General features: G+C 67.1%; 11 protein-coding genes. 6 read left to right on the plus strand and 5 right to left on the minus strand.

The features are described 5' to 3' along the window. Nucleotides 1–129: 129 nt before the first annotated feature. From AWC08_RS08850 to AWC08_RS08865, 4 genes are all read right to left on the minus strand, one after another. Nucleotides 130–903, minus strand: a complete 774-nt coding sequence (locus AWC08_RS08850) for a universal stress protein (protein WP_065133941.1) — start codon at nt 901–903, stop codon at nt 130–132. A gap of 41 nt (nt 904–944) precedes the next feature. Next, entirely contained in the window at nt 945–1970 is a 1026-nt protein-coding gene (locus tag AWC08_RS08855) for a 1-phosphofructokinase family hexose kinase (RefSeq protein ID WP_142283482.1), read from the minus strand. Nucleotides 1971–2005: 35 nt separating this feature from the next. Then, nucleotides 2006–4036 (minus strand): erythromycin esterase family protein, encoded by a 2031-nt coding sequence (locus tag AWC08_RS08860; protein ID WP_082986332.1) that lies wholly within the window; start codon nt 4034–4036, stop codon nt 2006–2008. 156 nt (nt 4037–4192) lie between these two features. Continuing rightward, nucleotides 4193–5170 carry an Acg family FMN-binding oxidoreductase gene (locus AWC08_RS08865; protein WP_065133942.1) on the minus strand — a complete coding sequence of 326 codons (978 nt, stop codon included), beginning with the start codon at nt 5168–5170 and terminating at the stop codon, nt 4193–4195. A gap of 195 nt (nt 5171–5365) precedes the next feature. Between AWC08_RS08865 and acsA the strand changes: the two genes are divergently transcribed. The 5 genes from acsA to AWC08_RS08890 are packed head-to-tail and all read left to right on the plus strand — an operon-like array spanning nt 5366 to nt 10622. Continuing rightward, a complete protein-coding gene (acsA, locus tag AWC08_RS08870; protein ID WP_065133943.1) occupies nt 5366–7159 on the plus strand; it encodes an acetate--CoA ligase in 1794 nt (597 codons plus the stop codon). Next, a complete protein-coding gene (gene pdhA / locus AWC08_RS08875) occupies nt 7156–8130 on the plus strand; it encodes a pyruvate dehydrogenase (acetyl-transferring) E1 component subunit alpha (RefSeq protein ID WP_082986333.1) in 975 nt (324 codons plus the stop codon). Before acsA ends, pdhA begins: the two co-directional genes overlap by 4 nt. Then, nucleotides 8127–9101 carry an alpha-ketoacid dehydrogenase subunit beta gene (locus AWC08_RS08880; RefSeq protein ID WP_065133944.1) on the plus strand — a complete coding sequence of 325 codons (975 nt, stop codon included), beginning with the start codon at nt 8127–8129 and terminating at the stop codon, nt 9099–9101. The genes pdhA and AWC08_RS08880 overlap by 4 nt, the downstream gene beginning before the upstream one ends. After that, complete coding sequence (locus AWC08_RS08885; protein ID WP_065133945.1) at nt 9101–10357, plus strand: dihydrolipoamide acetyltransferase family protein; 1257 nt, start codon at nt 9101–9103, stop codon at nt 10355–10357. Before AWC08_RS08880 ends, AWC08_RS08885 begins: the two co-directional genes overlap by 1 nt. Nucleotides 10358–10361: 4 nt before the next feature. Further along, nucleotides 10362–10622: a phosphopantetheine-binding protein gene (locus AWC08_RS08890; protein ID WP_065133946.1), complete on the plus strand. Its 261-nt coding sequence runs from the start codon at nt 10362–10364 to the stop codon at nt 10620–10622. Here AWC08_RS08890 and AWC08_RS08895 read toward each other — a convergent pair. Then, nucleotides 10598–12028, minus strand: coding sequence for a bifunctional lysylphosphatidylglycerol flippase/synthetase MprF (locus AWC08_RS08895; RefSeq protein ID WP_069434699.1), 1431 nt, complete (start codon nt 12026–12028; stop codon nt 10598–10600). The two genes, AWC08_RS08890 and AWC08_RS08895, sit on opposite strands and share 25 nt — an antisense overlap. A 189-nt stretch (nt 12029–12217) precedes the next feature. On the opposite strand from AWC08_RS08895, the gene AWC08_RS08900 reads away from it, so the two are divergent. After that, nucleotides 12218–12682, plus strand: a complete 465-nt coding sequence (locus AWC08_RS08900) for a hypothetical protein (protein ID WP_065134379.1) — start codon at nt 12218–12220, stop codon at nt 12680–12682.

The following is a 12682-nucleotide window of genomic DNA, read 5'->3' on the forward strand; positions in this document are numbered from 1 at the left end:
GACACCCCCGCCCAACGCTTAGCAGCCCTGCTCGATCAAGCCGCCTAACCGCGTTGCACTAACCACTTGACATTGAGGGCCGAATTTTCGCCGTGAGTGCACGCTCGGCCCGGTATTTCGGGCGACCACTCAGTGCCGGACCAGCAGTACCGAACAGTCAGGGTAGCCGAGGATCGGATGACAATTCGGCGTCGCCAAGCCCGGCAGATCCGCGGCCTCCGACTCGCCCACCACGGCCAGATCGATTGCCCGACTGTGGTTCTCGTCGGCCCTCGCGCCGGTTCCGGACGCCACGACTTGGACCGGCACGTCGGGGTAACGGCGGACCCAGCTGTCCAGGCGGCGGTCGATCTGCCGCACGATCGCTTGCCGGCGCCGCCCTTCCTCCATGGCCAGACGGACCACTTCGTCGTTGTCGGGGTCGTCGTTGAGGACGACGGCGATCACCCCGACCTGGGTGGGCGAGCCGTCCGGGTTGGTGCGGATCACCGCGACCGGGCAGTGCGCGTGGGTCACGAGCGCGGCAGCCGTGGGGCCTAGCAGTCCGTCAGCGGCCCACCCGCGCCGGGAGGTGCCCACGCAGATCAGGGCCGCGTCCTGGGAGGTGTTTATCAGCGCCTGCGCCGGGTCGCCGGAGAGGATGGCGGTCTCGATCTCGACCGGCTTGCCCTGGGCCCGCGCCTCGCTGAGAACAGCGCTTTCGGCCTGCGACAACACCATTTCGGCGCGTTCGAGCTCCCAGTCCGAAGCATGCGCAGACTCACCGGAGCCGGTGATGACGTAGACGAGCCGAAGGGGCATCTGCCGGCTCAGCGCCTCGTCGATCGCCCACTTGGCCGCGTTGACCGCGGCCGGCGAACCGTTGACACCCACTACCACCGACTTTGCGTCCAGCTGGCTCATGTCGGCTCCTGACTTTCGCTCACCATCAATCTATTGCGCGGTCAGCTGCTTCCGCTGGGGTCGTTGGGCCTGAGTTTGCCATGTCCTTCGTCCCCGGCGTCGCCCACCTCGGCCGGCTCGCCGGTCAACTCGAAGAGCCTTTCCACATCGGCGCGCTCACACACCGCGGTGCCCGGCGTCAGCAGCATCGCCGCGCCCGCTGCGATTCCCAGCCGCACGGACTTCCCCAGCGGCCACCCGCGGGTCAGTCCGACGGCGATGGCGGCGACCATCGCGTCACCGGCACCCACCCCGCTGCCCCCCTCCATCGGAACCGCCGCGAAACGCTGGCAGGTGTGCTCGGTGGCCAGCAGCGCGCCGGCTGAACCTAAGGACACCACCACCACCCCGGCGCGACCGGTGTCCACGATTTCGCTTGCGGCGGCGATCTGTTCCTCCTCGGTGGCCAATTCACGACCCACGCATTCGCGCAACTCACGGACGCTTGCCTTGAGCAAGTAGATTCCCGACGAGACGCCCCGCAGGGCGCCGCCGGAGGTGTCGAGGATGAGGCGCGCACCCACCTCGCGCGCGACGTCGGCCACGCGTTGATAGAAGTCGGCGGGCACGCCCGGCGGGAGGCTGCCGCTGGCCACCACGAAGTCGGCGGAACGCGCGGCCATCCGCAGTTCCTGCAGGCACCTGTCCTGCTCTGCGGAGGTCAGCACCGGCCCTGGCAGGACGAACCGGTACTGCCGACCGGTGCTGACCTCGTTAACGGTGAAGCTTTCCCGCGTCGCGCCGGCGATGGGGATTTCCCCGAAGGGCACCCCTGCCTCGCTGAGCAACCTGGTCAGCAGGCCGCCGTGTGACCCGCCCGCCGGCAACACCGCGAAAACCGACCCACCGAGAACGTGGGCAATCCGCGCGACATTGACGCCTCCGCCACCCGGGTCGTAACGCGTTGCGCTGCAACGCAACTTACTTGTCGGCCGCACCACGTCCACGCTGGTGGTGATGTCGAGCGCGGGATTCATCGTCAACGTGACGATCCGCGGTAACCCCGGTGTGAAACCGGCGTGCATCATTGGACTCCGCTCGTCAGTGTGACTTTGGTCGGGGCCTAGAGACCGCTGGGATAGGTCTCCGGCGTTTCGCCGGCAATCCACACGCTCGTGGTCTCCAGGGGCTCCAGCGCACGGGTGGTGTCGATGTGGATCATCGCGTCGAACTGATCGGCAGGCCGGACATGGAAGTAATGGCTCTGGCGCTCGGTCGCCGGCTGATAAATCACGCCGATGGCCCGGCCCAGCCTAACGGCGGACAAGGGCTCGGCTGCCTTGTCGTCGACGCGCGCCGACACCAGGAAGGCGTCCCGGCCGCTCTGGTGGAACAGGTCCTCGACGCTGCCGGGAAGGGCCGGGCGGACCGCCTTGCGTTCGGCGATGCCGCCCCACTCGCTGGCTGCCGTGACCGTACCCGAATAGGTGCTCAGGCCGATCAGGCGCGCCTCGTGGCCGTAGCGCTGCCGGGCGAGCTGCCCGAGCGTGAGCTGGCCGTCGGCCCACACCTCCGTCGCGGTCGCATCCCCGACATGAGAGTTGTGTGCCCACACCACAATCCGCGCGGGAGGGCCATCGCTATGCCGGTCCAGGTGCTTCACCAGTGCTTCCAGGGTCTGCGCCATGTGCTTGTCCCGCAGATTCCACGACGAGACCCGGCCGCTGAACATCGAGCGGTAGTACACCTCGGCGTCGCGGACGGTCTGCGCGTTCTGCTGGGCGTAGAACAGTTCGTCTTCGGCGAGCAGGCCGTCGGCACGCAGGTAGTCCAGCGCGTTGCGCTGCAACTCGACCAACTGCTCGATCGCCTGGCGCTCACATTTGGGACCCGCGCCGAACGCGGCCTTGTACCCGTAGGCCTGCCCGTCGTCGCCCGCGGGGTGGTCGAAGCACGCATACCGGACGCGGGCCCGGGCCGCCGCCGCGGAATCCACCGTGTCGAGGTAGGTGATCACTTCGTGCATCGACCGGTGCAGGCTGTACAGGTCGAGCCCGTAGAACCCGGCCTGGCGCGGGCCGCGCTGATTGTGTTCGCGTAGCCATTCGGTGAAGTCGCGAACGACGGTGTTGCGCCACATCCACGCCGGGAAGCGTTCGAAACCGCTCAATGCCTGCTGCGCCGACGTGTCCTTGCCCAGGCCGCGCACGTAGCGGTTCACCCGGTAGGCGTCGGGCCAGTCCGCCTCCGCCGCAACGGCGCAGAAGCCCTTCTCCTGGATCAGCCACTTGGTGATTTCCGAGCGCGCCTCATAGAACTCGTGGGTGCCGTGCGAGCTCTCGCCGATCAGCACGATGCGCGCGTCACCGATGACCTCCTCGAGCACATCGCGTGACGGAATCCCTTGAGGCGCATCGACTGCCACGGCGGCGATCATCTCGGCCGCGGTCGGGACCGCGGGCTTGATCAGCGCGAGCCCCGTGGTGGGCTTGGCCAGCAGTTCACGCACCTCTTCGTCGCTGACTTGCCGGAAATCCCAGAACGACTCTCCCACAGCAAGAAACGGCGTCGGCATCGACGCGCAGACCACTTCATCGACCAAACCCTCGAATTCCCGGCAGGTGGATTCGGGCGCGGCGGGCACGGCGATCACGATGTGCGCCGGCTCGGCGTCACGCAATGCCTGAACGGCCGCGAACATGCTTGCGCCGGTGGCTAATCCGTCATCGACCAGGATCACGGTCCGGCCGGCCACCTCGACCGGTGGGCGACCACCGCGATAGGCGGCCTCGCGCCGGACCAGCTCGCGGCCTTCGCGCTCGACGATGTCGCGCAGCTGCGCCGAGGTGACCCGCAACCCGCGCAACACATCGTCGTTCACGACGACACGACCGCCGCTGGCCAGGGCGCCGACGGCGAACTCTTCGTGGCCCGGGGCGCCGAGCTTGCGCACGATGAACGCGTCCAGCGGGGCGCGCAGCGCGGCCGCCACCTCCCACGCCACCGGCAATCCCCCGCGCGCCAGACCCAGCACGATCACGTTCCGGTTATCGCGGTAAGCGCTCAACAGATTCGCCAACACCTGGCCGGCCTCCCGCCGGTCGCGGAACACCCGCCTCGGTGCGGGCCTGGCGGCCTCGGCTGCACTGCTCATTTCGCACTCCTCAATCTCCGATTGCCCCCATAGCAATGCTTAATTCGACCAATCCCCGGGCATCGTGGGTAGGGACCGAAGTCCCAGCATGGGGTGGACCTAGGCCATTAGCTAGGCCCATTAGCTAGGCCCATTAGCTAGGCCCATTTCCGCCGGTTAGCCGACAACCTCCAGCACCTCACCCAGCGGTCGCCGCGGGGTCGCCGCCGGGATCGGTCCCGAGGGTGAGATGCCGACCCGGATCAGCACCTGCGGAACGGCCGCTCGCCCGTCGGTGAGCTCGCGCAGGATGTCGCGACCTTGCGCCAGTTCCGTCGCATGCGTGATCGGGCAGGTCGCCAGCCCCGCGGCGGTGCATTCCAGCAGGACGCTGGAGAGCGCTTGCCCGCAGTTGAGCGCGTCGGCGCGGGTGTTCTCGGCCGTCGACAGCAACACGATCTTCGCCTGGTCATGTCGGCTCGCGTGCTCGGCTTCGGCGCCGCCGGGGAACTCGCGGTTCACCCCGACTCCCCGGGCTTCGGCGCCGGACACCAGCGCAGCCTGTGGGATACCGTCATGCTCTCTTGATGGCGCTGTCCACCAACTTAATTCGTGGTGGTAGCTGTCGTCGTAGCGACGCAACGCCTCGCTGAGCCGCGTCGCCTCCGCCAGCCGGGGCCGCGCGTCGTCGCTCAGTACCTCGAGCCCCACCAGGTCCGGTTCCACACAGTTGCGCAGCAGCGGCTGCAGCGACGGCCAGTCATTGGGGGCACGGAACGGGCGCCGGTCGGTGCGGCGAACCGTGATCGCCTCAGCACGGTCGCGCCGGGCCCGTCCGACGTACGCCATCGGCGTGAAGTCGGCCGACGCCAGGTGATCGAGGTTGTTCGGGTTGGGAAACGGGTCCACGTGGGTGTCCCAGCCGACGGCGGCCATCGCGACCACAAGGTGGTCGAGAGCGGCGCCACAGCTGAGGACAGCCTCCCGCCCCGAGCTGTCGGTCGAGCTCACGATGCGGGTCGGGTCGAGAAACAGGTCGACGGTCGAGCCGGTGACCACCCACCGCCACGGCTGGGTGTTGTGTAGTGACGGAGCATGGCACGCCAACTCCACCGCGTTCGTGATCACCGCGGTTTCGACCAGCGTTCGGGTCATCGCACTCACCTTTCTGTTTCAGTACGACCGTCCGCCACCCGGCACCCCGATGCCAGGGTCCTTGGTCACCTTCGTCGCGTCATAAGACACGGGCGTGCGACGTCCGGCCGGCTGATCGGTGACCTTGTTCCCTATTGCGCCCAGCGCCGGCGGAACACGCTTGAGGAGCCAGCACCCTGGGGATGAGGACTGCACATGGATGTGATTCACAAGACCTCGCGCGATTTTCGCGTCCAGCCCAATCTTGCCGATTACGAGCAAGCCCGGTCGCACTTCGACTGGTCGGAAGTGCCGAAACTGTGCGCCGGCATGGGCGAGGGCAAATGCAACATCGCCTACGCCGCCGTCGACCGCCACGCAAGCGGGCCCGAGAGCAGCCACACCGCGCTGCGCTTCCTCACCGAGGACGGGGCGCACGAGCTGACCTATGCCGAGCTGAGTGATCGGGTGACCCGATTCACCGGCGTGCTGCGCGCACTGGGAATCGGCAAGGGCGACCGCGTCTTCGCCATCATGGGCCGCATCCCCGAGCTGTACATCACGATGCTGGGCGCCCTGCGCAATGGCAGCGTGGTCTCACCGCTGTTTTCCGCCTTCGGGCCGGAACCGATCGCAACCCGGGTGGATATCGGGCAGGCCGATGTGCTGGTCACCACCAAGGCGATCTATCAGCGCAAGATCGCCAAGATCCACAGCGGCCTGGCGTCGGTGCAACACGTCATCGTGGTCGACGACGGCACGCACGGCGAGCCGCCGTCGGGAACGCTCGACTTCTGGCAGTGCATGAACATGGCCGACCAGGATGCACCGGTCGAACCCACCACGGCTGACGATCCGGCGCTGCTGCACTTCACCAGCGGGACCACCGGCACCCCGAAAGGCGCCATCCACGTCCATGGCGCCGTCGCCATGCACTACGTCACGGGTTTGTACGCACTCGACCTTCATCCTGACGACATTTACTGGTGCACAGCGGATCCCGGCTGGGTAACCGGCACCTCGTACGGGATCATCAGCCCGCTGCTGCACGGCGTGACATTGATCGTCGACCAGGCCGAATTCGACGCGGAACGGTGGTACCGGATCCTGCAGGACGAACAGGTGTCGGTCTGGTACACCGCGCCGACCGGCATCAGGATGCTGATCAAAGCCGGGCCGGAACTGCCTGCGCGCTTCACTTTTCCGCACCTGCGTTTCATCGCCAGCGTCGGCGAGCCGCTCAACCCCGAAGCCGTGTGGTGGGGCAAACGGACCCTGGGCTTGCCGATTCACGACAACTGGTGGCAGACCGAGACGGGCGGCATCATGATCGCCAACACACCCGCATTCGACATCAAGCCGGGCTCGATGGGACGACCGCTGCCCGGGGTCGACGCCTGCATCGTGCGCGACAACGACGACGGCAGCGTCACCGTCATCGACGAACCCGATGTCGAGGGCGAGCTTGCGCTCAAACCCGGTTGGCCGTCGATGTTCCGCGGCTACCTACACGCCGACGAGAGATACCGAAAGTGCTTCAGCGACGGGCTTTATCTCACCGGCGATTTGGCCACACGGGATGCCGACGGCTACTTCTGGTTCGTCGGACGCAAAGACGACGTGATTAAGTCGGCCGGGCACCTGATCGGCCCGTTCGAGGTGGAAAGCGCGCTGACCGACCATCCGGCGGTGGCCGAGGCGGCCGTCATCGGTAAGCCGGACCCCACCGTCGGTTCTGTCATCAAAGCCTTCGTCACCCTCAAGGACGGGTATGTGCCCAGCGAGGAACTCCGGTTGCAGCTGCTCGGGCATGCGCGCAAGCGACTCGGACCGGCCGTGGCGCCCAAGGAGATTGAGTTCGCCGACTCGTTGCCGCACACGAGCAGCGGCAAGATCATGCGCCGCCTGCTCAAGGCCCGTGAACTCGGACTGCCCGAGGGGGATACCTCCACGATCGAGCAACCGCACACCTCTCAATCCCAATCTCAACCCCAAGGAGCGTCGCTGTGACGGAAAAGGACCTGACGCACGCGCTGTTGTCAGACATGGTGCGGGTGCGCCGGATGGAAGAGAAATGCGCGGAACTCTACAGCGCGGCCAAAATTCGCGGCTTCCTGCACCTCTACGTCGGCGAGGAAGCCGTTGCCGCGGGATCGCTGCGCGCGTTGACCGACGACGACGCGGTGGTGGCGACATACCGCGAGCACGCGCATGCACTGCTGCGCGGCATCCCGATGACCCGGATCATGGCCGAAATGTTCGGCAAGCAGGAAGGCTGCTCCCGCGGTCGCGGCGGGTCCATGCACCTCTTTGACGCCTCCCGGCACTTCTACGGCGGCAACGCGATTGTCGCGGGCGGGCTGCCACTGGCGGTCGGCATCGCGCTCGCCGACTCCATGTTGAACCGAAACCGGGTGACCGCGTGTTACTTCGGCGACGGAGCGGTGGCCGAGGGCGCCTTCCACGAGTCGCTGAACATGGCCGTGTTGTGGAACCTGCCGGTGTTGTTCCTGTGCGAGAACAATCTCTACGCCATGGGCACCGCGCTGGATCGGGCGCAGTCGCAAACCGACCTGACCGCCAAGGCGGCCGCATACCGGGTGGACGCGCTTGCCGTCGACGGGATGGACGTCGAAGCGTGTTACGAGGCCACCCGCAAAGGCGTCGAGCACGTACGCAGCTCCGGTGGCCCGTTCTTCATCGAGTTCCGCACCTATCGGTTCCGCCCCCATTCGATGTTCGACCCCGACTTATACCGGACCAAGGCCGAAGTCGAACAATGGCGCGAGCGAGACCCGATCGACTTGTTCGTCCGGCGGCGGCAGGCCGACGGCCTGCTCACCGACCAAGACGTCCGCGACATCGAAGACGCGGCCGCCGCCGAGATCGCCGACGCGGTCGCTTACGCCGACGCGGGAACCCGGGAAGACGTGGCCGATCTGGCCCGGGACGTGCTGACCCCGCTGGAGGCGGCGCGATGAAAACGACCTACCGCACCGCCGTTCACGACGCGATCCGCGACGCGCTGCGCGACGACTCACGGGTGGTCCTGATGGGCGAGGACGTAGGGCGCTACGGCGGCACCTACGCGGCGTCCAAGGGGCTGCTGGAGGAGTTCGGCGAGCAGCGCGTCCGGGACACCCCGTTGTCTGAACTCGGCTTCGTCGGAATCGGTATTGGCGCCGCGCTCAACGGATTACGCCCGATCGTCGAAGTCATGACCGTGAACTTCAGCCTGCTGGCGCTCGACCAGATCGTCAATACCGCTGCGGCACTGCGTCATATGTCCGGGGGGCAGTTCTCGGTGCCGATCGTCGTGCGGATGGCCACCGGGGCCGGGCGGCAACTCGCCGCCCAACATTCGCACAGCCTCGAACCCTGGTATGCCCACATCCCCGGCATCAAGGTCTTGGCGCCGGCGACGGTCGAGGACGCCTACGGCATGCTCGGCCCGGCACTGGCCGATCCGGACCCGGTGATCATCTTCGAACACGTGCAGCTCTACAACACCTCGACCGATATCGATACCTTGGAGCCGACCGACATCAGCAAGGCGGCGGTGCGTCGGGAAGGCAGCGATGTCACGCTGATCGCCTACGGCGGTTGTGTTGGCAAAGCGCTGGACGCCGCGAACGAGCTGTCCCTGGCCGGGATCGACTGCGAGGTGGTGGATCTGCGGGTGCTGAGACCTCTGGACACCGAGACCATTCTGGACTCGGTGCGCAAGACTCACCGCGCCGTCGCCATCGACGAGGCCTGGCGCAGCGGCAGTCTGGCGGCCGAGATCTCCGCGGTGATCATGGAAGGGGCTTTCTACGACCTGGACGCGCCGGTGGGCCGGGTCTGCAGTGAAGAGGTCCCCATCCCATACGCGAAACACCTTGAGGAGGCCGCCCTTCCGCAACCGCACAAGATCGTCGCGGCCGTACACGAACTGTTCGGGGACCGGTGATGATCGAGTTCAAGATGCCCGCTCTGGGCTCCGACATGGACGAAGGCACACTCAACGAGTGGCTGGTCAAGCCCGGCGACAAGGTGAGCCGCGGCCAGGTCGTCGCCGTCATAGAAACCACCAAGGCCGCGGTGGAGATCGAGTGCTGGCAGGAAGGCACCATCGACGAGCTGGTGGTCCCGGTCGGCGAAACCGTGGAAGTGGGAACGGTATTGGCCACCCTGCGGGAGGCGGGTGAAACCGTGGCGGCGACCGCACCCGTGACCGCCGAGCAACCGCAGAAGAAGGCAGCCCGCAAACGCGCCCCGAAAGCGCCGGGCAAAGCCCCCCAGGCTGCTCCCCAGCCGGCCACCGCCGCGCCCGCTCCGGCGCGGCCGACCGGGCCACAACATCGCCGTTGGGTCTCCCCCGCCGCGCGCCGGCTGGCGGCCAACCTCAGCGTCGACCTGGACGGGGTCAGCGGCACCGGGCCCGGCGGTGCGGTGACTATCGTCGACGTCGAGCACGCCGCAGCCACGCGGCAGCCGGTCAAGAAGCCCGCACTCGCGCCCAAGCCTGCCGGCGAACGCATGTCCATGGCCGAGCGAGGCGCCGCGATGCGGCAGTCGATTGCGGCCGCCATGAGCCGGTCCAAGCGCGAGATCCCGCACTACTACCTGGCCGACGAGATATTGATGGACACCGCGCTGACCTGGCTCACCGCCCGAAATGCGCAGCGGCCCATCACCGAACGCGTACTGCCGGCCGTGCTGCAACTCAAAGCGGTGGCCCTGGCCGCGCAGCGCTTCAAAGAGTTCAGCGGCTTTTGGCGGGAAGACGGCTATCAGCCCGCGCCCGCCGTGCACGTCGGCGTCGCCATCTCGTTGCGCGGCGGCGGTCTGGTGGCACCCGCCATTCACGACGTGGCAGAGAAGAAACTCGACGAGCTGATGAACGACCTCACTGACCTGGTGGCACGGGCGCGCGCCGGTTCACTGCGCAGCTCGGAGATGTCCGATCCGACCATCACCGTCACCAACCTGGGCGACCAGGGTGTGGACACCGTGTTCGGGGTGATCTATCCGCCGCAGGTCGCGCTGGTCGGCTTCGGCAAGACGACCCAGCGGGTGTGCGTCATCGACGGCGGAATTCGCGTCGTCAACGCCGTGCAGGGCACCCTGGCCGCCGACCACCGGGCCAGTGACGGACACCGCGGCGCGCTGTTTCTGGCCGCGATCAACGAACTGCTGCAACAACCCGACGTCCTGGAGAAGTGAAACTATGACAATCAACGAAGACACTCGTGATGTGGTCCTGTCGGTCCTGACGACCATCGCCCCGGAAGTGGACGCCGACGACATCACCGATGACGACTTGCTGCGCGACCAGGTCGACCTGGATTCGATGGACTGGCTGAACTTCCTGCTCGGCATCCACAAGCGATTCAATGTCGACATCCCGGAGTCCGACTACGCGTCGCTGCGCACGCTGTCAGACGTGGTCGGCTACGTCGAGACTCACGCCCCGGCCGCAACCCGGTGATGAGCCGGCCTTAGCCGGCGGCGCCGGGGTAGGAACTCCAGCGACAGCAACACCACCAGTGCGCTCGGTATGTGGTGCGTGCACAACACCACATACCGCCGCTCGCCCAGCGCGTGGAACTTCCGCAGGTAACGGTAGAGCGATTCCAGCCGGATCAACGGATCCAGCAGATGGATCAATCGATAGGCCACGCGCTGCAACAAACCCGGCTCGGTGGCGTCGAAGACTTCCGGGAACGCCGCGAACGCCAGCGAAAGGCGTTGTGCATGATGGTTTTTCGCTTCGGCGATCATGTCGACACTGAGCCGCTCGTCGATCCCGTTCGGAGCGTCGGGCCGACGATAGGGCGCATCCAGGGTGATCTCCGACCCGCCGCCGGCGCTCGCGTAGCGGTGGAAAGCCACTGCCCGCCCGTCGCTGTCGCGCGCAATGGCCAGCTTGACGCCGGGGCAACGGCCTTGCAGCGCACCGTCGAGGTTCATGCAGAACCCGCGCTCGGTGCGCACTCCGCCGTGGGAGGCGTAGAGCACCTCACTGAGCTCGGTGACCAGGCCGGCGTCCAGATCGCGTTCGTCGACGATGCCGGTGGTGACACCGCGGTTGCGGGTGCGCTGTACGGCCTGACGTACGTTGCGGTAGCGGCGACCGGCCAGGCTGAAGCGCGGGACATCGACCACCACGTCGCGCCCGATCGGCACCGCGAGCATCGCCTGCCCGATCAACTCTCTGGTCCACAATCCCAGATTCCGTTGCGCGGCCGCCAGCACCACGATGCGCCAACCGCGCGACCGGCACATCACAGCGAACTGGGTTGCCAGTTGCTCGAATTGCGCGCTGTCACCGATCGGGTCGCCACTGACGACGGCGAACCCCAGCCGGGTCCGGTAGGCGATCGCGGCCGTGCCGGCGGCATTGAAGAAGTAGCTCTTGAGCGAGTGCATGGCGAAGGGGGCCAACGGATCTGCCGGTGTGGCGTCGACCAGCGCCCACACCCGCTGCAGCAACTCCGGTTGCGGCTCAGCCGAAGTTGGCCACATCAGTGCCAGGCCGCTGCCCGCCACCAGAACATTGCCCCAGGCCCCGAAGTCCAGGAAGTGAGCGAAGAGGCCGGCCGCCAGCAGCGCCGCGGAGCCGACGGCGTGCCGCGGGGTGACCGGCCGGCCCAGGAACACCCCGCGCGCGATGAGCACCACAGCCGCCAGTAGGGCGACCGACCATCCGAACCGGCCTGCCGCATACCAATTCGCGGCCGGGCGTTCGTGCACGGTCAACACCGTCAACCAGGTCAGCACGCCGATCAGCAGCAGTGAACTGGCCAGCCTGGCCGCGCGGCGGTCGGTCCGCAGGATGATGCGCTCAGACGCGAGCGCGGCGGTGGCACGACGACCGCGCTGACTGACTTTCATGCCGCACTCCCTTACCTGTCTGGAAACGCTATCCGCCCGGGCGGTCCCGGTCGTGAGGCTTTAGTCCCCAAAGCCCTGGACCGGCGACGAATGTCCCGTTCGGTTGGGGACTTCGGTCCCTCCCGTCGACCCGAGGACGGTGCTCAGATGGTGGTATGGAGACGACGATCTCCAATCGGAGGTATGGCAATGAGCACGTCACAATTGCAGCCACGCACGCGCGAGTTCGCCCGCGTGCTCGGCCCCTACTTCGCCATCATCGGCATCACGACGGTGGCGCGCGGATCCGAGATGCGCACGCTGCTCACCGGTTTCGAGTCCAGCCCGGTGTGGTTCTGGGTGACGGGCGCCCTGGTACTCCTCATCGGCTTGGTCATCGTCGGACTGCACCCGTACTGGCGGGGTGCGGCGGCAATCACCGTATCGGTGATGGGCTGGGCGATCACCCTGCGCGGGGTGATGCTGCTCGCGTTTCCGAAGGCCTTCATGGCGGCGGCCAATGCCACCATCGGCATGGACGGCATGTGGATCACGGCGAGCGCTCTGCTCGCGGTGGCCGGCCTGTACCTGACCTACGTGGGCTGGCGCCCTGCACCGGCGTCGCCCACAGCGAAAGCACAAGGCGCGCAACAGGACCTGCCGCGCGCGGCCTAG

It is taken from the genome of Mycobacterium gordonae (assembly GCF_002101675.1).
Lineage (GTDB): Bacteria > Actinomycetota > Actinomycetes > Mycobacteriales > Mycobacteriaceae > Mycobacterium > Mycobacterium gordonae.